Consider the following 22678-nt stretch of genomic DNA (forward strand, 5'->3'; position numbering starts at 1 on the left):
GTAGCGCCGATCTGACGACCCGTCAGCTAGTGGGGGCCCAGTGGTTCCCGATGGCTCACGCGTGAGGTCTCTGTGATGGGTGCCCTCCACGGCTGACGTATCCGCCAGGAACAAGGCAAACTGGCGGGAGTTGTCTTTGATGTGTGCGCAACACGGCGCGCCGGTTGGACGGCGCGACAGAATGACGTGTGCGGACGTGGCAGCAGGGAGCAGGGAAGATGGTCGGTGGACCGCGGGTGCCGGAGCAGCGGCGCGTTGCCCTGCCCGAGGAACCCTCGGACGCGGCCCCGGCCGTCGGCGCCGACCTGCGCTTCAGTGTGCTCGGACCGGTCCGGGCCTGGCGCGGCGAAGAGCCCCTGCCCACCGGCTCCCCGCAGCAGCGCGCCCTCCTCGCCGCCCTCCTGCTGCGCCAGGGCCGCACGGCGACGGCGGCCGAACTCATCGACTCCGTATGGGGCGAGGACCCCCCGTCGCAGGCGCTGGCCGCGATCCGCACGTACGCCTCGCGGCTGCGCAAGATCCTCGGCCCCGGCGTCCTGGAGACCGAGGCGGGCGGCTACGCCCTGCGGATGGCGCGGTCCGACGCCCTCGACCTGGCGGCCGCCGAGGATCTCGCGGCGCGGGCCGAGCGGGCGCGGCAGTCCGCCGACCTGTGCCGGGCGCGGACGCTGGCGAACGAGGCGCTCGACCTCTGGGACGGCGAGCCGCTGGCGCACGTACCGGGACCGCACGCCGAGACGGAGCGCGCCCGCCTGGAGGAGTGGCGCCTCCAACTCCTCGAAGCGCGCCTCGACATGGACCTGGAGCAGGGCTGCCACGCCGAGGCCGTCTCGGCGCTCACCGCCCTGACCGCCGACCACCCGCTCCGCGAGCGGCTGCGCGAACTGCTGATGCTCGCGCTCTACCGCTCGGGCCGCCAGGCGGAGGCCCTCGCCGTCTACGCGGACACCCGCCGCCTCCTCGCCGACGAACTGGGCGTGGACCCGCGCCCCGGCCTCTCGGAGCTCCAGCAGCGCATCCTCCAGGCGGACCCGTCCCTGTCGGAGCCCTCGGCACAACCGCCGGAGCCCGCGCAGACGCCGCAGCGCCCGGCCCAACTCCCGGCCACCGTCCCGGACTTCACGGGCCGCGCGTCCTTCGTGACGGAGCTCGGCGAGACCCTCGCCTCCGCGTCCTCCGAGTCGGGCACAGGATCCGTGATGGCGGTCTCGGCGGTGGCGGGCATCGGCGGGGTCGGCAAGACCACCCTCGCCGTGCACGTGGCGCACGCGGCACGCGCCGCCTTCCCCGACGGCCAGCTCTACGTGGACCTCCAGGGCACGAGCCCGCGCCCCGCCGAGCCCGAGACGGTCCTGGGCTCCTTCCTCCGCGCCCTCGGCACCGCGGATTCCGCGATCCCGGACTCCCTGGAGGAACGCTCGGCCCTGTTCCGCTCGGCTCTCGACGGCCGCCGGACCCTGGTCCTCCTCGACAACGCGCGGGACGCCGCGCAGGTCAGACCGCTGCTGCCGGGGACGGCGGGGTGCGCGGCGCTGATCACGGGCCGGGTGCGGATGGTCGACCTGGTCGGCGCGCACCTGGTCGACCTGGACGTCATGTCCCCCGACGAGGCGCTGCTCCTCTTCACCCGCATCGTCGGCGAGGAGCGCATGACATCCGAGCGCAAGGCGGCGCTCGACGTGGTCGCGGCCTGTGGCTTCCTCCCCCTGGCGATCCGCATCGCGGCCTCCCGCCTCGCGGCCCGCCGCACCTGGACGGTGTCGGTCCTCGCCGCGAAGCTCGCGGACGAGCGCCGCCGCCTGGACGAGCTCCAGGCCGGCGACCTGGCGGTCAAGGCCACCTTCGAACTCGGCTACGGACAACTGGAACACCCCCAGTCCCGCGCCTTCCGCCTCCTCGGCCTCGCGGACGGCCCCGACATCTCCCTGGCGGCGGCCGCGGCGGTCCTCGACCTCGACATCGAGTCGACGGAGGACGTCCTGGAGTCCCTGGTCGACACCTCCCTCCTGGAATCCGCGGCCCCGGGCCGCTACCGCTACCACGACCTCGTACGGCTCTACGCGCGTGCGTGCGCGGAACGGGACGAGACGGGAACGGAGCGGGAGGCCGCGCTGTCCCGTCTCCTCGACTTCTATCTGGCGACGGCGGCGGGGGTGTACTCGATCGAGCGTCCCGGGGACCGGCTGGTGGACCACCTGGCGCCGACCATCCATGCGGGGCTCTCCTTCGACGACCGGCAGACGGGCCGTGACTGGCTGTACAGCGAGGCGGTTCCCCTCCTCGCCTGCGCCAGGCAGGCGACCGGGAAGGGGACCCTGCGCCGAGGCATCGACCTCTTGTGGGCGGCCGTCGATCTGGCCGAGTCGGGTGCGAACGCGAAGGAGTACGAGGCGACCGCCGCCCTGCTGCACGAGGCCTCGCAGACGATGTCCGACGTCCGCGGCGAGGGCAGGGCCTGCGTGGTGCTGAGCAACGCACGGCTCTTCTCGGGCTCCTTCGGCCGTTCCGAGCAGGAGGCGCACCAGGCGCTTGCCCTCGCCGAGTCCCACGACGACCCGCTGGCGCGCTGCTGGGCGGCCAACATCCTGGGGAACATCGCCTTCTACCAAAGCCGCCATCAGGAGGCCGAGGTCTACTTCAACCGGGCCATAGAGGAGTTCAGGACGTGCGAGGACCTGGCCGGCTCGGCCAGCCCCCTCTGCAATCTGTCCCGGATCCACCTGGCCACCGGCCGAGCGGACTCCGCGGTCACCCTCGCCCGGCAGGGCACCGAGATCTACGAGCGGCTCGGCCACTCCCTGCGGGTCGCGAACGGCCGCTACGCGCTGGGGCTCGCGCTGGGCAGCACGGGCCAACACGCGGACGCCACAGAACAGTTGGAGCAGGCGCTCGCCATCTTCCGAAACAGCCGCCAGCGGCTCTGGGAGGGCATGGCCCTGTGCCGGCTGGCCGAGGTGGACCTGAACGCCAACCGGCCGACGCGCGCCGCGAGCAACGCCGAATCGGCGCTGACGATGCTGCGCGGCATCGGCGGGGCGTGGCGCCGGGGCAACGTGCTCACCGTTCTGGGCAAGGCACTCAGGGGCCTGGGCCAATCGGGCCGCGCCGAGGTCTGCTGGCGCGAGGCCCTCGACATCTACGAGGAACTGGGCTCGCCGGAGGCCGCTGACGTACGGTCACTCCTGGCGCCGGCCACGGCGTCGTAACGAGTGGCGGCCTCAGCCGCGACGCTTCCTCGAAGCGGTCCCTCGAAGCGGTCCCTCGGAGCGATCCCTCGGGACGTTCATCGTTCGTTTATCGCGAGGGTGCAGTCTCAATGTTGCCGGGCCGTCGCGTCGGGGGGCAGACGGACCGCCGGATGGGCCGCTTCACCTGAAGTCCGGGTGGGTGGCCGTGGTCCAACCGGCCGCCCTCGGGGGAGCGGCCGGTTGGGCTCGTCCCAGTCACGCCCAGCACGCCCACAGGGGAGGCATCACCATGAGCACAGAACCAGACCCGATCGTCGAGCCGAACAACACCCACGTCACGGGTGGCGAGGACGGCGAGGAGATCCAGCCGCTCAACACCCACGTGACCAGCAAGCCGGCCGTTGTCGACGCGGACGACGCCGAGGTGAAGCCGGACAACACGCACGTGACGTCCGAGCCCAGCTAGACCACATTCCCGACGGGGATCGGCCGCGGCGGACCGGAGGGGGAACCGCCGCGGCCGAGGTGTGTCCGGAGCCGGTGCCAACAGGCCTCAAGCGCCCAGCACCCTGCTCTCCACCACCGGCAGCCCCTTGTCCCACCAGTGGTCATAGCGCCGGTACGCCCCCGGATCCCGCTCCGCCAGCAGGCGGGCCACACCCCGCGCCTCCGTGTCGAGGCCGGACCACGTGGCCCTCGGCAGCGGCCGGAACGCGCCCACCTCCACACCGCCGCCGTCCGCGGCGAGACGCCAGACGCCGGCCACGTATCCGTCCACGAGGACCGTCGGCAGCACGTCCCCGTTCACCCGGGTCACGTGCTTGCGATACTCCGGCGGGAGCACCCGGCCCCGGTCCGCGTACGCGAGCAGGATGCTGTCCCACATCGCCATGAGGCGCGGGGGCGCGGGCACATCGGGCCCGGGCAGTGCCCCGCCCGGCACGTCGTACAGCACCTCGCCGCCCGGCCCGGTCAGCCGCTCCAGGTCCTCGTCGAGCGCCGCCCGCACCCGGCCCTTCTGCACGAGGGCGAACTGGGCCATGTCCGCCACGGACGCCGGGCCGAAGCCCGACAAGTAGCGGCGGATCAGGGACCGCAGACCCGCGGCCATCGACTCCGGGTCCCGCAAACGCGGGCGCCTCCCCGCCTCCGCCGCCACGAACAGCTGCCGCTTGTCGGATGCGTACGACCACGGCGAGCCGGCCACCGGCGCGTGCCACAGCGGCGCGTACTGGCGCAGCATGCGGGAGGCCGTCACCAGCTTCTCGCCGTCCGGACCGGCCCGACGCGTGAACCACTCCGTCAACTTAGCCGCCGTACAAGGCTGTTCGGCGACCCGCAGCAGCTCCGGCAGCAACGCGTCCGCGTCCTGCGCCACCAACCCCGATGCCCGGAACCGCGGATCACCAAGGCGCGCGCCCCGCACCGTCGGCTCCACGGCCGCCCGGAAATCCCGGTAGTCGTCGACATGCACCGCGTGCAGCGTGATCCGCATCAGCGTCGACTTCACCGCCCGGAAGCCGCCGAACACCGCGTCCAGGTCCCCCGGTTCGAACCCCGCCACCCGGTTCCACAGCGCCACATACGGCGAAGCGGGCTGCTGCGCCTGAAGCGCGACAACCCGCCGTAGTGCCTCATCGGCCCCGACGGCCGCCCGGTCGAGCAGCAACTGCCTGGCCAGAGTCGACCTGTTGAGGCCCCGCGCGGAGATCGAGTTCGTGGTCATGCCGGAATTCTTCCGGCACGGCCCGCCCCGCGCACCCCGCGCGCGCCGAAAACGTTCAGTCCAGCTTGCGTGCCACTTCCGTGGCCCAGTACGTGAGGATCATGTTCGCGCCGGCCCGCTTGATGCCGAGCAGCGACTCCATGATCGACTTGTCGCGCTCGATCCAGCCGCGCTGTGCCGCCGCCTCGATCATCGCGTACTCGCCGCTGATCTGGTACGCCGCCACCGGCACATCGGACGCGTCGGCCACCCGGGCCAGGATGTCGAGGTAGGGGCCCGCCGGCTTCACCATCACCATGTCGGCGCCCTCTTCGAGGTCGAGCGCCAACTCCCGCAGGGACTCCCGGACGTTGGCCGGGTCCTGCTGGTACGTCTTGCGGTCACCCTGGAGCGAGGAGCCGACGGCCTCGCGGAACGGGCCGTAGAAGGCGGAGGAGTACTTCACCGTGTAGGCGAGCACGGCGACGTCCTCGCGGCCGATCTGGTCCAACGCGTCGCGGACGACCCCGATCTGACCGTCCATCATGCCGCTCGGGCCGACGATGTGGGCGCCCGCGTCCGCCTGGACCTGCGCCATCTCCGCGTACCGCTCCAGCGTCGCGTCGTTGTCGATCCGGCCCTGCTCGTCGAGGACGCCGCAGTGGCCGTGGTCCGTGAACTCGTCCAGGCACAGGTCGGACATGACGAGCAGGTCGTCGCCGACCTCGGAACGCACGTCCCGCAGCGCGAGCTGGAGGATGCCGTCGGAGTCCGTGCCGACCGTGCCCCGGCCGTCCTTCTTCTCGTCCAGCGGCACACCGAACAGCATGATCCCGGAGACGCCCGCCTCGGCGGCCTCGGCCGCCGCCTTCTTCAGCGAGTCACGGGTGTGCTGATACACGCCCGGCATGGAGCCGATCTCCACCGGAGCGTCGATCCCCTCGCGCACGAACGCCGGGAGGATCAGGTCGGACGGATGCAGCCGCGTCTCGGCGACCATGCGCCGCATGGTGGGAGTCGTCCGCAGCCGCCGCGGCCGCGAACCGGGGAAAGAACCGTACCGAGTCACTGAACCTGTCACCTCTACCTACCTACGGGAAACCCGTGAAAACAGAAGGGCGGGCACCCGGACCCGTAAGTCCGGAAAATGCCCGCCCCACACTCTTCCTTACGGCGCCGCGCGCCTGCGCCGCGACCCCGGCCGCCGCTCGCTCGGCCGCGTCACCGGGTCACCGGCCTCGATGGCGGCGACCCTCCGCTTCGCCCCGAAGTCCGCCAGCGCGGCCGCCAACTTCAGCACCGACGGCTCGGGAGCCATCACGTCGACCCGCAGGCCGTGCTCCTCGGCCGTCTTGGCGGTCGCCGGGCCGATGCAGGCGATCACCGTCACGTTGTGCGGCTTGCCCGCGATGCCGACCAGGTTCCGCACCGTCGACGACGAGGTGAAGAGCACCGCGTCGAAGCCGCCGCCCTTGATCGCCTCACGCGTCTCCGCCGGCGGCGGCGACGCGCGCACGGTCCGGTACGCCGTGACGTCGTCGACCTCCCAGCCCAGCTCGATGAGCCCGGCGACGAGGGTCTCGGTCGCGATGTCGGCACGCGGCAGGAAGACGCGGTCGATCGGGTCGAAGACCGGGTCGTAGGGCGGCCAGTCCTCCAGCAGACCGGCGGCCGACTGCTCGCCGCTCGGCACCAGGTCGGGCTTCACGCCGAAGGCGATGAGGGCCTGCGCCGTCTGGTCACCGACCGCCGCGACCTTGATCCCGGCGAAGGCGCGGGCGTCGAGCCCGTACTCCTCGAACTTCTCGCGGACGGCCTTGACCGCGTTCACCGAGGTGAAGGCGATCCACTCGTAGCGGCCCGTCACCAGGCCCTTGACCGCGCGCTCCATCTGCTGCGGCGTGCGCGGCGGCTCGACCGCGATGGTCGGCACCTCGTGCGGCACCGCACCGTAGGAACGAAGCTGGTCGGAGAGCGAGGCCGCCTGCTCCTTCGTACGCGGGACGAGCACGCGCCAGCCGAACAGCGGCTTCGACTCGAACCACGACAGCTGGTCGCGCTGGGCGGCTGCGGAACGCTCGCCGACCACGGCTATCACCGGTCGGTTGCCCTCGGGCGACGGCAGCACCTTGGCCTGCTTCAGGGTCTGCGCGATCGTGCCGAGCGTCGCCGTCCAGGTCTTCTGCCGCGTCGTCGTACCGGCGACCGTGACGGACAGCGGGGTGTCCGGCTTGCGGCCCGCCGCCACCAGTTCACCGGCCGCGGAGCCCACCGAGTCGAGCGTCGTCGACACGACGACCGTGCCGTCGGACGCGCCGACCTCGGTCCAGCAGCGCTCGGAGGCGGTGACCGCGTCCACGAAGCGGACATCGGCGCCCTGCTGGTCACGGAGCGGCACACCGGCGTACGCGGGCACGCCCACGGCCGCCGCGATGCCGGGCACCACCTCGAAGGTGATGCCGGCGCTCGCGCAGGCGAGCATCTCCTCGGCCGCGTACGTGTCGAGGCCGGGGTCACCGGTGACCGCACGCACGACCCGCTTGCCGCCCCGTGCGGCCTGCATGACAAGATTGGCCCAGTCCCTCAGAGCCGGGACCACAACGGCAGTTGACGGGCCGTCAGGGGTCACCGCACGCTCCGGGGCGCCCGTGGCGTCGAGGACGGTCACGCCGGCCTTGGCATGCGTCCGCACGACGTCGAGCACTTCAGGCTCGGCGATCAGCACATCCGCTCGGGACAGGGCCTCCACGGCCCTGAGGGTCAGCAGTCCCGGATCTCCGGGACCCGCACCCAGGAAGGTGACGTGCCCAGGTGTACAGGCGGTCGATACAGCGGTGGTGGGGCTCATCGTGCTCGCTCCCCCATCAGACCGGCCGCACCCTTGGCCAGCATCTCGGCGGCGAGTTCCCGCCCGAGTGCCAGCGCCTCGTCGTCCGACGAGGGCACGGGACCGGTGGTGGACAGCTGCACCAGCTCGGAGCCGTCGGTCGAGCCGACGGCGCCGCGAAGGCGCATTTCCTTGACAATCTGCCCGTCGACCAGCAGGTCGGCCAGTGCACCCACAGGTGCGCTGCAGCCGGCCTCCAGGGCGGCGAGCAGGGATCGCTCGGCGGTCACGGCGACCCGCGTGAACGGGTCGTCCAACTCGGCGAGCATGGCCACGAGTTCGCGCTGTTCGGCGGCGCACTCGACAGCCAGTGCCCCCTGGCCGGGGGCGGGCAGAATCATGTCGGTCGGGAGGAACTCGGTGACTTCCTCACTGCGACCTGTACGGCTGAGCCCCGCGGCCGCGAGGACCACCGCGTCCAGCTCGCCCTTCTCGACGAAACCGATCCGGGTGTCGATGTTCCCACGGATCGGCACCGTCTCGATCCGCATGCCGTGGGAGCGCGCGTACGCGTTCAGCTGCGCCATGCGACGCGGCGAACCGGTACCGATACGGGCGCCTGCGGGCAGATCCGTGAACTTCAGTCCGTCGCGCGCGATCAGCACGTCCCGCGGGTCCTCGCGCACCGGTACGGCGGCGAGGGCCAGCTCCTCGGGCTGCGCGGTCGGCAGGTCCTTGAGGGAGTGCACCGCGAAGTCCACCTCGCCCCTGGCGAGCGCGTCGCGCAGCGCGGTGACGAAGACTCCGGTACCGCCGATCTGCGCGAGGTGCTCGCGGGAGGTGTCACCGTACGTGGTGATCTCCACAAGCTCGACCTCGCGGCCGGTCAACTGACGTACGGCTTCGGCCACATGCCCGGACTGGGCCATGGCCAGCTTGCTGCGCCTGGTGCCCAGCCTCAGGGCTTTCTCGGCGGTCATGCCGGGCCTCGATTCTTGCCTTCTGCTTCGTGGGGGGTGGCCCGGGAGACGGCCGCGACCGTCTCCTGGTCCAGGTCGAACAGGGTCCGCAGGGCGTCCGCGTACCCGGCACCGCCGGGCTCGGCGGCCAACTGCTTGACCCGTACGGTCGGCGCGTGCAGCAGCTTGTCCACCACGCGCCGCACGGTCTGGGTGATCTCCGCGCGCTGCTTCTCGTCGAGGCCCGGGAGCCTGCCGTCGAGCCGCGCGATCTCGCTCGCCACCACGTCCGCGGCCATCGTGCGCAGCGCGACGACGGTCGGCGTGATGTGCGCGGCCCGCTGCGCGGCACCGAACGCGGCGACCTCGTCGGCCACGATGGACCGCACCAGGTCGACGTCGGCGGCCATGGGAGCGTCGGCGGAGGCATCGGCGAGCGACTCGATGTCGACGAGGCGGACCCCGCCGATCCGGTGCGCGGCCGCGTCGACATCGCGCGGCATCGCCAGGTCGAGGAGGGCGAGCGCCACCTGCCGTACGGGCTCGGGGGCGCGCTCGCGGCGCATCTCCGGCACCCGTCCGGCGACGGCGAGGGCGGCGATGGTCGAAGCCTCCGAGGCCTCGACCGGCCGGACCTGCTCGCCAGGGGCGTTGTCGACCCAGGCGCCGTGCTGCTCCAGGGCGGCGGCGTCGAATCCCGCGACCGCGGCCTCGCCCTCCACGGAGAAGCCACCGCGCACCGTCTCGACGGAGCCGCCGTCCGCCGCGGACCGGCCCGGGGCCGCGGCCGGTGCGCTCGGCACCTCGCTGCCCGCGGTCGGCGTGCGGCCCGCGACGGCGGAACGCACCGCGTCGGCGGTCAGCACGAGACCGGTCGCGCCGGTGCAGGAGATGGCGACGTCGGCACGTGTCAGTTCGTCCGCGACGGCGTCCATCGCGACGGCACGGGCGGCGGTACCCGCTTCGCCCAAGATCTCAACGAGCCGGTCGGCGCGCTCCATCGTCCGGTTGGCGACGACGACCTCGGCCACTCCGGCCCGCGCGAGCGTGGCCGCGGCCAGCGAGGACATCGAACCGGCGCCGATCACGAGGGCTCGCTTGCCCTGCGCCCACGCGTCCACCGGCTGCCCGGCGGCGAGCTGCTCGAGGCCGAAGGTGACGAGCGACTGCCCGGCACCGTCGATCCCGGTCTCCGAGTGGGCGCGCTTGCCCACGCGAAGCGCCTGCTGGAAAAGGTCGTTGAGGAGCTTGCCCGCGGAGTGCAGCTCCTGGGCCCGCGCGAGCGTGTCCTTGATCTGGCCGAGGATCTGGCCCTCGCCGACCACCATCGAGTCGAGCCCGCACGCCACCGAGAACAGGTGGTGCACCGCCCGGTCCTCGTAGTGCACATAGAGATAAGGGGTGAGCTCTTCGAGGCCCACACCGCTGTGCTGGGCGAGCAGCGTCGACAGCTCGGCGACACCGGCGTGGAACTTGTCCACGTCCGCGTACAGCTCGATGCGGTTGCAGGTGGCGAGCACGGCGGCCTCGGCGGCCGGTTCGGCGGCGAGCGTGTCCTGCAGCAGCTTGGCCTGGGTGTCCGTGTTCAGCGCGGCGCGCTCCAGGACACTGACGGGGGCGCTGCGGTGGCTCAGACCGACGACGAGGAGGCTCATGCCGGCATCACGGCGGGCACGTCCCCGTCGGGTCCCTTGCGGTCGGCGTTGTTCTTGGCGGCGGCGGGCTTGGTGACCTTGGCGGCCGGGCCCTCGACGCCCACCGCGCCCTCGGCCTCGTCCACCGGGCTCTCGCCGGCCTTGCGCTGCTCGTGGAAGGCGAGGATCTGCAGCTCGATGGAGAGATCGACCTTGCGCACGTCGACGCCGTCGGGAACGGAGAGCACCGTCGGCGCGAAGTTCAGGATGGAGGTGACACCTGCGGCGACGAGCCGGTCGCAGACCTGCTGCGCGGCGCCGGCCGGGGTCGCGATGACGCCGATGGAGACGCCGTTCTCGTCGATGATCTTCTCGAGGTCGTCGGCGTGCTGCACGGCCATGCCCGCGACGGACTTGCCGGTCATCGCCGGATCGGCGTCGATCAGTGCCGCGACGCGGAAGCCGCGCGAGGCGAAACCACCGTAATTGGCAAGCGCCGCACCGAGGTTACCGATACCGACCATCACGATCGGCCAGTCCTGCGTGAGGCCCAGCTCGCGTGAGATCTGGTAGACGAGGTACTCGACGTCGTAGCCCACGCCACGGGTCCCGTACGAACCGAGGTACGAGAAGTCCTTGCGCAGCTTCGCGGAGTTGACCCCCGCGGCGGCCGCGAGCTCCTCGGAGGAGACCGTGGGTACCGAACGCTCCGACAGAGCGGTGAGGGCTCGGAGGTACAGCGGAAGCCTGGCGACGGTGGCCTCGGGAATTCCTCGGCTGCGGGTCGCCGGTCGGTGAGTTCGGCCAGTTGCCACGGTGCTCCTGCGGGTAGAGCGGGGCTGTGGGCGGCACCCTGCTACTCGACCGCCCCGTCGAATGCAGGCTATGTCTTTGTGAACGCGTGCACAAAGATGGTGTCCGATTTGCCCGGCCAACGTGACCGGGCTCACGCGCGCCCCGCGCGCATCCCTGGAACCGGCGCGCAGGTAGCTTCGTTGCTCACCTGTGGGGGCCAAAACGGCACACTCTCCTCAACGTTGCCAAGATCCACGCCCCCGAGACCAAAACCGCCCCCGATCCTAAGCGACTTTTAGGACCAGTTGGACTCGTCGGTCAGTGACCTGTGCGACCGGTCCGCCACCGACCTGGGGCGTTGTGCGCGGTCCGTCACCGAGTGAGCGCGCGCCGCAGCCGCTCCTCCTGAACACGCCAGAAGTCGTGCTGCGCTCCGTCGACGAGAACGACCGGGATCTGTTCCCAGTACTTGCGGTACAGCTCCTCGTCCTCGGTGATGTCCTTCTTCTCCCAGGCCGCTCCGACCTCGGCGCACACCTTCTCGATCACCGACTGTGCGTCGTCGCACAGATGACAGCCGGGCTTCCCGATCAGCGTGACGATCCGCTCACTCGGATCCTTCTTCTCGCGCGTACGAAAAATGGGACTCATACCGGCCATTCTCGCCCCACCCAGGGCCCTCCTGTCGCCGAGAATTCACGTGCGGACAGCCTCCCGAAACCCGCGCGACTCCGGAACCCCCGAACAGACTGGCTATGCTCACGACATGGCCGCTCTCGGATGGCTCACACCCCGTAGGCGCTCCGCCACCGCGCGGAGCGTGCTGGCAGGCGAGGCTTCGGCCGAGGCCGCCCGCAAGTCCTCCCAGGAGCTGGAGGACCAGGCGCCGCCGGTCGACGAGGATGCCCGGGAACCGGAGTTCCCGGTCGCGGGCGACGACAAGGCCGCCGCCTTCTTCGACCTGGACAACACCGTGATGCAGGGCGCGGCGATCTTCCACTTCGGCCGCGGCCTCTACAAGCGGAAGTTCTTCGAGCGCCGCGAGCTGACCCGATTCGCCTGGCAGCAGGCCTGGTTCCGGATCGCCGGCGTCGAGGACCCCGAGCACATGCAGGACGCGCAGAACAGCGCCCTGTCCATCGTGAAGGGCCACCGCGTCGCCGAGCTGATGTCCATCGGCGAGGAGATCTACGACGAGTACCTGGCGGAGCGGATCTGGCCCGGCACCCGCGCCCTCGCCCAGGCCCACCTGGACGCGGGCCAGAAGGTCTGGCTGGTCACCGCGGCGCCCGTGGAGATCGCCACGGTCATCGCCCGCCGCCTCGGCCTGACCGGCGCGCTCGGCACGGTCGCCGAGTCCATCGGCGGCGTCTACACCGGCCGGCTCGTCGGTGAACCCCTGCACGGCCCCGCGAAGGCCGAGGCGGTCCGCGCGCTCGCCTCCGCCGAGGGCCTGGAGCTCGGCCGCTGCGCCGCGTACAGCGACTCGCACAACGACATCCCGATGCTCTCGCTCGTCGGGCACCCGTACGCGATCAACCCGGACGCGAAGCTGCGCAAGTACGCGCGCGAGCGTGACTGGCGGCTGCGGGACTACCGCACGGGCCGCAAGGCCGCGAAGGTCGGCCTCCCCGCCGCGGCGGGCGTCGGCGCGGTCGCGGGCGGTACGGCGGCGGCGATCGCGCTGCACCGGCGCCGTCGCTGACGGTCGGTCGCCGACGGTCACCGGGCGGCCGGGGACGACATTCCGAACGTCTTACCCGTGTCCCGCTCCCGCCAGTCCCGTAGCTACCACTCGGCCACAACACGTCACCACCAGAGCCGGAACTTGAACGTAATCGATCAACAAGTGGTCACTCTCTGGTACTTGAAACGTCGTCGAGCGACTACAGAAGTGACGTAACCGGTGATTTGAGCAACTGGGTGTAGTGCTCCCTGCACGAAGCGTTATTCTCCTCAGACGCAAACCGGTACCCACACGTCAGCACGACGGGTGAACGGTCCCGCACTGCACGTGATGGAAGCTCTGCCTCTGGGAGTCCCGTGTACCCACACGTCGGGGTTGACGCCTCGGGCCTGGCAACGCTGCACGCGACGGTCGTGGACCGCTTGCGCGGTTTCGTCCCCACCGCGTACGCCGTCCCCGCCCTCGCCGCTGCGGCAGCGTCGGCCATGCCCGCCCCTGCCTCGCCATGTTTCGCCATGGCCGATTCGACCGCGGCCACCGTCGGCAGACGGGCCCGCTCCGGGTCCGCCGGTGCCTCGGGCACCGCGGCCCGATCGGCCACACCTACGGCCCGCCGTCCCGCGGCCGACAGCGACAGTGCCCGCATGATGGACCTGGTCGAGCGCGCCCAGGGGGGCGAGGCCGACGCGTTCGGCCGGCTCTACGACCAGTACAGCGACACTGTCTACCGCTACATCTATTACCGCGTCGGCGGAAAGGCGACCGCGGAGGACCTCACCAGCGAGACCTTCCTGCGCGCACTGCGCCGCATCGGCACGTTCACCTGGCAGGGCCGCGACTTCGGCGCCTGGCTGGTCACGATCGCGCGCAACCTGGTCGCGGACCACTTCAAGTCGAGCCGCTTCCGCCTCGAAGTGACCACGGGCGAAATGCTCGATGCGAACGAGGTGGAGCGTTCCCCCGAGGACTCTGTCCTGGAGTCCCTCTCCAACGCGGCCCTGCTCGACGCGGTGCGCCGACTCAACCCACAGCAGCAGGAGTGCGTCACGCTGCGCTTCCTGCAAGGCCTGTCCGTCGCCGAGACCGCTCGCGCGATGGGCAAGAACGAGGGCGCGATCAAGACCCTCCAGTACCGGGCGGTGCGCACCCTGGCACGACTTCTTCCGGACGACGCCCGCTGAGCCCGGCCGCCTCTTCTTCAGCCCTGGGGCCGTTACTGCCCGCAGTCCCCAACTCACCTACGGTGAAAGAGAGATGGGATCGCGCTCGGATCGCCTTTCGCGCGTAACCCAAGTACCGAGCCGCTCGTTGTGCGGGATGCAGGCTCCCTGCGGTCACTCCCGACCGGGATGCACTCACTCGTTGGTGTGTATCCGGGACCGGGGGTGCAACCCCAGGACCCCCTGGGGAGTCGACCGTCATGATTGAGAGGAGGTGCCGCCAGTGATCGCGAACGTATCGGCACACCGGCGGGCGAACGCCTTCGCCCAGGCCCTGGAGGACCAGTCCGACCAGGACCCGGCGGCGCAGCAACCGGAAGAAGAACCGGCCGCCCGGCGCAGCGATGCGGCGGCGGCCGAGGAGGGCGGGCTGCTGTCCCTGAGCTCGGCTCTCGGCGAGCTGCCGAAGCCGGAGTTCGACCCCGAGGTCAAGGTGGTGCAGCGGGCTCAGCTCGTCGCCGCCATGGAGGCCATGGTCCAAGAGGGCGGCGCGGCCGCCTCCGTACCGAAGCAGCGCCAGGGCAAGGGCGCCCACCGGGCGAGTCCGCTGCGGAAGCTGCGGCCCCGCTCCCGCCTGACCAAGGGCATCGCGGCGGGCGGGCTCACGGTCGGTGTGGCCGCGGGCGCCTTCAGCGGTGTGGCCGCGGCGTCGTCCGGCGCACTGCCGGGTGACCACCTCTACGGCCTGAAGCGCGGGATGGAGGACCTCAAGCTGGGCATGGCGCACAGCGACTCCGACAAGGGGCAGGCCTACCTCGACCAGGCGTCGACGCGGCTGAGCGAGGCGCGGCGGCTCATGGAGCGCGGCCGCAGCGGCCAGCTCGACCACGAGTCCGTGGGCGAGGTCAGGCGGGCGCTCTCCGGGGTGCAGTACGACGCCTCCGAGGGCCACAGGCTGCTCAGCGACGCGTACAAGCGTGACGGCGCCCTGGGCCCGATCCAGGCCCTCTCCACCTTCTCCGACGCGCACAGGCAGAGCTGGACGGCCCTGAGCGACCGCCTGCCGGTCCAGCTCGGGGACGTGCGGGACCAGGTGAGTTCGGTCTTCGACGCCATAGACGAAGAAGTCGGCCCGCTGCGCTCCCTGCTGCCGCGGACGCCGGACAAGAAGGGCGGCTCGACGAGCCCGGGCGCCGGCCAGGGCGGTACGTCGCCGGGGACGCCGGACACCGGCAGCTCCACGCCGTCCGGCTCCGGCTCCGCCTCCGAGGACGGCAAGACGTCGACGAAGCCGAAGCCGTCCACGTCCGACACCGGCAAGGACGAGGAGGGCCTGCTCGGCGAGAACACGGGCGGCCTCCTCGACCCACCGAAGGACAAGACGACCCCGACTCCTTCGGACGGCAGCCCGGGCTCCAACACGGGCACGGGTTCCCCGAAGCCGGACGTGACGGTGCCCCCGCTGCTCCCGGGCCTCCTGCCCGGCCTGGGCGTCGACGGCGAGGACGCGAAGTAGTTCCTACGAGGAGGGGGTGCGGGGATCTTTCCCCGCACCCCCTCCTCGTGGTTCCGCTCTGGTTCCGCTCAGAAGAACACCGACCGCCGCTGCACCAGCAACTTGTAGAGCGTGTGCTGGATCTGTTCGCGGACCTGGTCCGTCAGGTTGAACATCAGCATCGGGTCCTCCGCCGCCTCCGGCGGGTAGCCGTCCGTCGGGATCGGCTCACCGAACTGGATGGTCCACTTCGTCGGCAACGGCACCGCACCCAGCGGCCCCAGCCACGGGAACGTGGGCGTGATCGGGAAGTACGGGAAGCCGAGGAGCCGCGCCAAGGTCTTGGCGTTGCCGACCATCGGGTAGATCTCCTCCGCCCCGACGATCGAGCACGGCACGATCGGCGTGCCGGCGCGCAGCGCCGTCGACACGAAGCCGCCCCGCCCGAAGCGCTGCAGCTTGTACCGCTCGCTGAACGGCTTGCCGATGCCCTTGAAGCCCTCCGGCATGACGCCGACCAGCTCACCGTTCTCGAGCAGCCGCTGCGCGTCCTCGGCGCAGGCCAGCGTGTGCCCGGCCTTGCGCGCCAGCTCGTTGACCACCGGCAGCATGAACACCAAGTCGGCCGCGAGCAGCCGCAGATGCCGGTCGGCCGGATGGTTGTCGTGCACGGCGACCTGCAGCATCAGGCCGTCCAGCGGCAGCGTCCCGGAGTGGTTGGAGACGATCAGGGCCCCGCCGTCGGACGGGATGTTCTCGATGCCCTTCACCTCGACCCGGAAGTACTTCTCCGCGATCGGCCGGAGCAGCGACATCAGGACCTGGTCGGTGAGTTCCTCGTCGTAACCGAACTCGTCGACGTCGTAGTCCCCGGTGATCCGCCGCCGCAGGAACGCGAGCCCACCCGCGATCTTCCGCTCCCAGCCGCCGCCCTGCGACGGCTCGGCCGGCTCCTTCGGCCCCGCTTCGGGCGTGGATTCGGGCTGCGGCTGCTGCAACGGCCGCACCTCTCGCACGGCCACGGGTTCGCCCTTGCGCCGCGCGCCACCCCCCGGGCCCCGGCCGCGGCGCGCGGCACCCTTCGCCGCCGCCCCTCGCGACCTGTCGTCGTCGAACGGAATGACCTTGGCGTCCGCCATCGTTGATGCGCTCCTCAGTTGGCGCTCTGCGTCGGGGGGTGGCTGGGACCTGTGCGGGCATCGCCCAGGAAGGGCAGCGCGGCGATCCGGTCGACGGCCCCCGCGAGGGCGTGCGGCGGCAGCAGTCCCGGACCCCGGCCGCGTACGAACTCCGCGAAGGCCTCCGCGGTCGTGTACTTGGGCTCGAAGCCCAGTGTGTCGCGCATCTGGACCGTCGACACCACCCTGCCGTGCGTGAGCAGCCGGATCTGTTCCGGCGAGAAGTCCGTCGCCCCCAGCGTACGCAGCGCGCCGCCCACCCAGGTCACGGCGGGGAGGAGGACCGGGACGGTCGGCCGGCCGAGCCGCCGCGAGCACTGCGACAGCAGCAGCACGCCGTCACCCGCGACATTGAACGTGCCGCTGTTCAACGTGGATCGGGCCGGCTCGTGCGAGGCGATCCGCAGCACCTCGATCACGTCGTCCTCGTGCACGAACTGCAGCCGCGGGTCGTAGCCGAACACGGTCGGCAGGACCGGCAGCGAGAAGTACTCGGCAAGCGGCGAATCCGCCGTCGGACCCAGGATGTTGGCGAAGCGCAGCACGCACACCGCGACATCGGGGCGGCGCCGGGCGAACCCGCGCACATAGCCCTCGACCTCGACGGTGTCCTTGGCGAAGCCGCCGCTCGGCAGCGACTTGGGCGGCGTCGTCTCGGTGAAGACGGCCGGGTCGCGCGGCGCGGAGCCATAGACGTTCGTACTGGACTTCACGACGAGGCGCTTCACGTTCGGCGCCTTCTGGCACGCGCCGAGCAGCTGCATCGTGCCGATGACGTTGGTCTCCTTGACCGTGCCGCGGCCGCCGCTGGCCAGCGGGGTCCCCGTCACGTCCATGTGCACGACCGTGTCCACGGCGTACTCGGCGAGCACCCGCGCGATCGTCGGCTGCCGGATGTCGGCCTGCAGGAAGTCCGCGCCGCCCAGATGGTGCGCCGGCGGCACCGCGTCCACGCCGATGACCCGGTCCACCTCGGGGTCCCGCTGGATCCTGCGTACGAACCGGCCGCCCAGCTGTCGGGCCACCCCTGTCACGAGCACGACCTTGCCCAAGATCAGCGCCTACCTTCCGTCCCAGCCCCGCCGCGCTCCGCAATCACTGCTTGCGGGCCACGTTAGCGGTTCGATGTTGCGCTGTGATGTCTGCTCGATGCAGGAAGTGACGACGGCCACACTCGCGGGTAACGGGAGGTTCCGGAGTGAACATTTGCCTGTTCAAGGGAGCTGTCACCCCGCGTCACCCCACTCGGCCCGCACAACGCAATGTGGCCCTCCCACCGGATGGTGGAAGGGCCACAAGGCGCGCTTTACAGCAGCTGCCGCTTACTTCTTGTTGCGACGCTGCACGCGGGTGCGCTTCAGCAGCTTGCGGTGCTTCTTCTTAGCCATCCGCTTACGCCGCTTCTTAATAACAGAGCCCACGACTACCCTCGCTCACTTCTCGGACAACCCCCGCGGAACGGGGACAATCACTCGGTGCGGGGCTGAATTGGGGCCCACACGACCTACGAGGGGCTAGCCTACCCCGCTCCGAGCGCCGAGCAGAAATCGAGGTCCGCAGGACCCTGTGGATCAGCCGGCGTCCACCCCCACGTAAGAGTCACGGAGGTACTCATGAACCGCGTTCTCCGGGACTCGGAAGGACCTCCCCACCCGGATCGCGGGCAGATGACCGCTGTGCACCAAGCGGTACACGGTCATCTTCGACACACGCATCACCGCGGCGACCTCCGCCACGGTCAGGAACGCCACCTCGGATAGAGGCCTCTGGTCAGCAGCCATGACACACCTGAACCTTCCGCACTCGACGGCCACCGGCTTCCCCTTCCGGTGACTCAACGTCGTTGCGTGCTCACTCCCCAATGTAGAGGCGGGTGATGCGAGTGGGGAAGAGGAGCAGCGATCGGCCGCCTACTGTGACAGACACGCTCGATTGAGTACATAGCGAGTAAGCGGTCGGTAGTAATCAGACCGCACAGCGTCATCAAGTGGAACGACGACGGACACCTGCCCCTCGGCCTCACCGACGAACAGGGCGGGATCGTTCGTATCGGCCAGACCGATGGCGTCGAACCCCAACTGACCTGCACCGCAGACCCATCCGTGGTCCCCGATGACCAACTCGGGCAGCGGTTCGCCGGCCTCTGAGAGCGCACCCAGCACCAGTCGAACCGGGAGCGGTGAATGGGTGTGTGCGCCGGTCTCACTTCGCGCCGGGTACGCGCCCGGTTCGCGCATCAGCGCGACTCCCTGGTCGTAGTCGAGGTTGTACGTGCGTAGGCCGAACCGGGTCGTTATGTCGATACTCCGACCCTGCGCGGGGGTGAGGACGGGGCAGCCCACCGCCGACAGTGCGTCCGCCAACGCGGCGTAGAAACCGAGCAGCCGATGCGGATGCCCCGTCCCGAACAGCACGGGGGAACGGCTGTCGGCGGCCCGGCCGAGGCGCTCCGCAAACGCGTCGAGCGCGGCCAAGGTCCGTTCCGGATCAATGACATCGTGCCCCGTGCGGTGCCCGGGGTCCCCGGAGACCCCGCACTTGTCCGCCATCAGCGCGAGCAGATCCCGGTGCCCCCACGCCCACTCGGGATCGAGCCCGAGCGTCACCCGCGGATCCCGCGCCTCGAACAGGCGGTAGCTCCGCAGACTCTCCTCACGGGAGGTCGCCACGGGCCCGGCAAGCCGAGCCGCCAACAGGTGCGCACGCAGGGCGCCGACGCTCAACACCCTTGTGATGTTGCTGCATTGCCCCCGCCACCGCCCCGAAATCCCCGAAACACCCCACAGTCGGAGTAACCCCGGCAGTACGGTCCCCCCTCACGAGGTGCCCGCGCACATCACGGCAACAGCCCCCGGAGGGGATACGCCGCCTTTCGCGTAGCCAGGACCGCCTGGTCGAGCCGGTCCGCGGGGTCGTACCCCGCCTCCCAGCCCTGATACGACACGGGCCACCGGCCGTCCGTCATCCGCTGCGGGGCCAACTGCCGTGTAAGAGCGAACACTTCCTGCCGCCACCCATCAGGAATCACCGACTCGGGCGCGATCTCCCGCCCGGCCGCGATCCCCACCAAGTGCGTCCACGACCGCGGCACGACATCCACCACGGCGTACCCGCCCCCACCGAGCGCGACCCACCGCCCGTCGGCGTACTCGTGCGCCCACTCATGACACGCGACCTGCACAGCCCGCTGCGCATCCAGGGAAACGGCCAAATGTGCCAGCGGATCCTCGAAGTGCGTATCGGCCCCGTGCTGGGTCACAAGCACCTGCGGCCGGAACTCCGCCAACAACTCCGGCACCACGGCGTGCAGCGCCCGCAGCCACCCGGCATCCCCGGTCCCCGCCGGCAACGCCACGTTCACGGCCGTCCCCTCGCCCGCCCCGTCCGCCCCGGTCTCCTCGGGCCACCCGGTCTGCGGGAACAACGTACGGGGATGCTCGTGCAGCGAGATCGTCAGGACCCGCGGGTCCTCCCAGAACGCGGCCTGCACCCCGTCCCCGTGATGCACGTCCACATCCACGTACACGACCCGCTCGGCGCCCAGCTCCAGCAACCGCGCGATCGCAAGCGCCGCGTCGTTGTACACACAGAACCCGGACGCCGCCCCCGGCATCGCGTGGTGCAGGCCACCCGCGAAGTTCACGGCGTGCAGCGCGTCGCCCCGCCACACGCTCTCCGCGGCCCCCACCGACTGCCCGGCGATCAGCGCGGACACCTCGTGCATCCCGGCGAACGCCGGATCGTCCATGGTCCCGAGCCCGTACGCCGGGTCGGCGGCGTCCGGATCGAGGGACGCGGCCTTGACCGCCTCCACGTAGTCCTCGCGGTGCACGAGCCGCAGCGTCGACTCCCCGGCCGCCTTGGCCGCGACGACATCCAAGTCCCGGTCGAGCCCGAACGCGTCCACCAGTCTCCGGGTCAGATCAAGCCTGACCGGATCCATCGGGTGTCCGGGCCCGAAGTCATACCCCGCTACCGCCGGGTCCCACATCAATTGCGCGCGGCCGCTCATGCCCGCCACCGTATCGGTCCCCCCGCTCCCGGAACGACGGGGCGTACACCAGCGTCATCAGCACCAACACCATCGGCACGAGCATCGCCCCGCGGTAACTCCACGCGTCCCCCAAGGCCCCCACAAGCGGCGAACCGACCAGAAAACCCACGTAGTTGAAGATATTGAGCCGCGCCACCGCCGCATCCGACGCCTTCGGGAACAACCGCCCCGCCGCGGCGAAGGTCTGCGGCACGATCACGCACAACCCAAGACCGAGCAGCGTGAACCCGAGCATCCCCACCCAGGCCCCCGGCGCCACAGCCACCACACCGAACCCACCAGCAGCCACCACGGACCCGAATCGCACCACGGCCACCGCCCCGAACCGCCGCACCCCCACGTCCCCGACGGCCCGCCCCACCAGCGTCATCACCATGTAGACGTTGTACGGAACCGTGGACAGCTGCTCCGAACTCCCCAGCACGTCCTGGAGGTACTTCGCGCTCCAGTTCGAGACGGTCGAGTCCCCGATGTACGCGAAGGACATCACCAGGCAGAGCGGCAGCAGCATCTTGAAGACGACCCCGCCGCCCTGCTCCTGCTCCCGCGCGGCCTCCTCCCCGCCGGCCGCCCGCCCGTCCACGTACCACCGGCTCGCCACGAGACACAGCGGCAACAGCACACACACCACCGGCAGATACGACACGAACAGCGTCAGATCCCAGTGCGCCCCGCCCCACGCGAGCGACGCCCCCACGATCCCACCGAGGCTGTACGCGGCGTGGAAGCCGAGCATGATGCTGCGCCCGTACGCCCGCTGCAGGCTGACCCCGAGCATGTTCATCGAGGCGTCCAGCGCTCCCACGGCCAGCCCGAACGCGGCGAGCGCGACGGCCACTTCGACCAGCGAGTCCCCGGCCCCGACCCCGAGCAGCGCCAGCAGCACGACGGGCTGCGACCACCTCAGCACCCGACTGGGCCGCACCCTCTTCACCAACTGCTCGGTGCCTACGCTCCCGGCCCCGGCGAGGACCGGCACCGCGGCCAGGAAGACGGGCAGCAGTGCGTCGGATATCCCGTACTGATCCTGAATGGCGGGGATCCGGGTCACGAGCAGCGCAAAGGCGGCTCCTTGCGCGAAGAAGCTGAACCCCAGCGTCCCGCGACCCCACCGCAGCCGCCCGCCACCCGTCGTGCCGGCCGTCCCGGCTGTGCCATCGGTCATGGCGGCACAGCGTAGGCGCACGCCTTACCCGTGGGTAGATGGATCACGAAACCATGGGCCGACCGTGACCTGGCCGGCCGAGTCAGCCGAGTCAGCCCAGGAGGCGCGGCAACTCCCGCATGTCGTCGAAGAGTTCCCCGGCCTGGGCGAGCCGCCCGGCCGGCGTCATCGCGGTGTATCCGTAGACATCCATCCCGGCGGCGACGGCGGCCTGCACACCGAGCGGACTGTCCTCGACGACCAGGCACTTCTCGGGCGGCACCCCCATCCGCTCGGCGGCGTACAGAAACAGGTCGGGCGCCGGCTTCCCCCGCCCCACATCCTGCGAGCTGAAGATCCGCTCGTCCGCGAACCACTTGTCGAGCCCCGTCTTCCGGTGCCCGACTCGGATCCGCTCATGGCTCCCGGAGGACGCGACGCAGTACGGCACCCCGTCGGCGGTCAGCCGCTCCAGTACCTCGACGATCCCGTCGACCGGTTCCAGTTCCCGCTCGAACGCCGCGAACACCCGCGCGTGAAAGACCTCGTCGAAGTCCTCGGGAAGCCGCTGCCCGGTCCGCTCCAGGACCACATCGTGCACGCGGTGCATTGCGGCGCCCATGTAGTCCCGCAGGGATTCCTCGTACGAGGTGGGGTGCCCGAGCTCGGTGAGATAGCCGGCCAGGAGCGTATTGGAGATCGGCTCACTGTCGACGAGTACTCCGTCGTTGTCGAAGATGACGAGGTCATAGCGCATGCCCATATCTTCGACCCTAAACGCAGAAAAGCCCGGACCGTATCCCGGCCCGGGCTTTTCCATAAAATTAGTTCGGCGGCGTCCTACTCTCCCAC

The 22678-nt window shown here is 70.8% G+C and carries 20 protein-coding genes; 5 read left to right on the plus strand and 15 right to left on the minus strand.

The features are described from left to right. Nucleotides 1-218: 218 nt before the first annotated feature. Both OKJ99_RS34520 and OKJ99_RS34525 read left to right on the plus strand, forming a co-directional pair. Entirely contained in the window at nt 219-3206 is a 2988-nt protein-coding gene (locus tag OKJ99_RS34520; protein ID WP_326022177.1) for an AfsR/SARP family transcriptional regulator, read from the plus strand. A gap of 271 nt (nt 3207-3477) precedes the next feature. Next, nucleotides 3478-3654, plus strand: a complete 177-nt coding sequence (locus tag OKJ99_RS34525; RefSeq protein WP_326022178.1) for a hypothetical protein — start codon at nt 3478-3480, stop codon at nt 3652-3654. A gap of 87 nt (nt 3655-3741) precedes the next feature. Here the strand turns inward: OKJ99_RS34525 and OKJ99_RS34530 are convergent, their stop codons facing one another. The 7 genes from OKJ99_RS34530 to OKJ99_RS34560 all read right to left on the minus strand — a co-directional run bounded on the left by OKJ99_RS34530 (nt 3742) and on the right by OKJ99_RS34560 (nt 11768). Then, the gene (locus tag OKJ99_RS34530; protein ID WP_326022179.1) at nt 3742-4914 is read right to left on the minus strand and encodes a winged helix DNA-binding domain-containing protein; all 1173 of its coding nucleotides are present in this window, start codon (nt 4912-4914) and stop codon (nt 3742-3744) included. 55 nt (nt 4915-4969) lie between these two features. Then, nucleotides 4970-5962: a porphobilinogen synthase gene (gene hemB / locus OKJ99_RS34535; protein WP_326022180.1), complete on the minus strand. Its 993-nt coding sequence runs from the start codon at nt 5960-5962 to the stop codon at nt 4970-4972. A 99-nt stretch (nt 5963-6061) separates the two neighbouring features. After that, nucleotides 6062-7741: a bifunctional uroporphyrinogen-III C-methyltransferase/uroporphyrinogen-III synthase gene (locus tag OKJ99_RS34540; protein WP_326022181.1), complete on the minus strand. Its 1680-nt coding sequence runs from the start codon at nt 7739-7741 to the stop codon at nt 6062-6064. Continuing rightward, on the minus strand, nt 7738-8700 hold the full coding sequence (hemC, locus tag OKJ99_RS34545; protein ID WP_326022182.1) for a hydroxymethylbilane synthase: 963 nt from the start codon (nt 8698-8700) through the stop codon (nt 7738-7740). Before hemC ends, OKJ99_RS34540 begins: the two co-directional genes overlap by 4 nt. Next, a complete protein-coding gene (locus tag OKJ99_RS34550; protein ID WP_326022183.1) occupies nt 8697-10334 on the minus strand; it encodes a glutamyl-tRNA reductase in 1638 nt (545 codons plus the stop codon). Before OKJ99_RS34550 ends, hemC begins: the two co-directional genes overlap by 4 nt. Further along, nucleotides 10331-11128 carry a redox-sensing transcriptional repressor Rex gene (locus OKJ99_RS34555; RefSeq protein WP_326022184.1) on the minus strand — a complete coding sequence of 266 codons (798 nt, stop codon included), beginning with the start codon at nt 11126-11128 and terminating at the stop codon, nt 10331-10333. The genes OKJ99_RS34550 and OKJ99_RS34555 overlap by 4 nt, the downstream gene beginning before the upstream one ends. 352 nt (nt 11129-11480) lie before the next feature. Beyond that, on the minus strand, nt 11481-11768 hold the full coding sequence (locus tag OKJ99_RS34560) for a glutaredoxin family protein (RefSeq protein ID WP_403853926.1): 288 nt from the start codon (nt 11766-11768) through the stop codon (nt 11481-11483). A 106-nt stretch (nt 11769-11874) separates the two neighbouring features. Between OKJ99_RS34560 and OKJ99_RS34565 the strand changes: the two genes are divergently transcribed. The 3 genes from OKJ99_RS34565 (at nt 11875) to OKJ99_RS34575 (ending at nt 15471) form a co-directional block, all read left to right on the plus strand. Next, on the plus strand, nt 11875-12813 hold the full coding sequence (locus OKJ99_RS34565) for an HAD family hydrolase (protein WP_326022186.1): 939 nt from the start codon (nt 11875-11877) through the stop codon (nt 12811-12813). Nucleotides 12814-13151: 338 nt separating this feature from the next. After that, nucleotides 13152-13976 carry an ECF subfamily RNA polymerase sigma factor, BldN family gene (locus OKJ99_RS34570; RefSeq protein WP_326022187.1) on the plus strand — a complete coding sequence of 275 codons (825 nt, stop codon included), beginning with the start codon at nt 13152-13154 and terminating at the stop codon, nt 13974-13976. Nucleotides 13977-14238: 262 nt separating this feature from the next. After that, nucleotides 14239-15471 carry a DUF5667 domain-containing protein gene (locus OKJ99_RS34575; protein ID WP_326022189.1) on the plus strand — a complete coding sequence of 411 codons (1233 nt, stop codon included), beginning with the start codon at nt 14239-14241 and terminating at the stop codon, nt 15469-15471. 68 nt (nt 15472-15539) lie between these two features. Here OKJ99_RS34575 and OKJ99_RS34580 read toward each other — a convergent pair whose 3' ends face one another. The 8 genes from OKJ99_RS34580 to OKJ99_RS34615 all read right to left on the minus strand — a co-directional run bounded on the left by OKJ99_RS34580 (nt 15540) and on the right by OKJ99_RS34615 (nt 22583). Beyond that, on the minus strand, nt 15540-16589 hold the full coding sequence (locus tag OKJ99_RS34580; RefSeq protein WP_326022190.1) for a lysophospholipid acyltransferase family protein: 1050 nt from the start codon (nt 16587-16589) through the stop codon (nt 15540-15542). Nucleotides 16590-16603: 14 nt separating this feature from the next. After that, nucleotides 16604-17680, minus strand: a complete 1077-nt coding sequence (locus OKJ99_RS34585; RefSeq protein WP_326022191.1) for an NAD-dependent epimerase/dehydratase family protein — start codon at nt 17678-17680, stop codon at nt 16604-16606. A gap of 270 nt (nt 17681-17950) precedes the next feature. After that, a complete protein-coding gene (locus OKJ99_RS34590) occupies nt 17951-18049 on the minus strand; it encodes a 30S ribosomal protein bS22 (RefSeq protein ID WP_003948845.1) in 99 nt (32 codons plus the stop codon). A gap of 150 nt (nt 18050-18199) precedes the next feature. Then, nucleotides 18200-18409: a helix-turn-helix domain-containing protein gene (locus OKJ99_RS34595; protein WP_266711274.1), complete on the minus strand. Its 210-nt coding sequence runs from the start codon at nt 18407-18409 to the stop codon at nt 18200-18202. Between the two features lie 129 nt (nt 18410-18538). After that, nucleotides 18539-19354 (minus strand): phosphatase, encoded by an 816-nt coding sequence (locus OKJ99_RS34600; protein ID WP_326022193.1) that lies wholly within the window; start codon nt 19352-19354, stop codon nt 18539-18541. A 110-nt stretch (nt 19355-19464) separates the two neighbouring features. Continuing rightward, complete coding sequence (locus tag OKJ99_RS34605; RefSeq protein ID WP_326022195.1) at nt 19465-20640, minus strand: acetoin utilization protein AcuC; 1176 nt, start codon at nt 20638-20640, stop codon at nt 19465-19467. Next, nucleotides 20591-21847 carry an MFS transporter gene (locus OKJ99_RS34610; protein WP_326022197.1) on the minus strand — a complete coding sequence of 419 codons (1257 nt, stop codon included), beginning with the start codon at nt 21845-21847 and terminating at the stop codon, nt 20591-20593. The genes OKJ99_RS34605 and OKJ99_RS34610 overlap by 50 nt, the downstream gene beginning before the upstream one ends. 91 nt (nt 21848-21938) lie before the next feature. Beyond that, the gene (locus tag OKJ99_RS34615) at nt 21939-22583 is read right to left on the minus strand and encodes an HAD family hydrolase (protein ID WP_326022198.1); all 645 of its coding nucleotides are present in this window, start codon (nt 22581-22583) and stop codon (nt 21939-21941) included. Between the last annotated feature and the right edge of the window lie 95 nt (nt 22584-22678).

The sequence above is a fragment of the Streptomyces endophyticus genome, assembly GCF_035798155.1.
Classification (GTDB): Bacteria; Actinomycetota; Actinomycetes; order Streptomycetales; family Streptomycetaceae; genus Streptomyces; species Streptomyces endophyticus.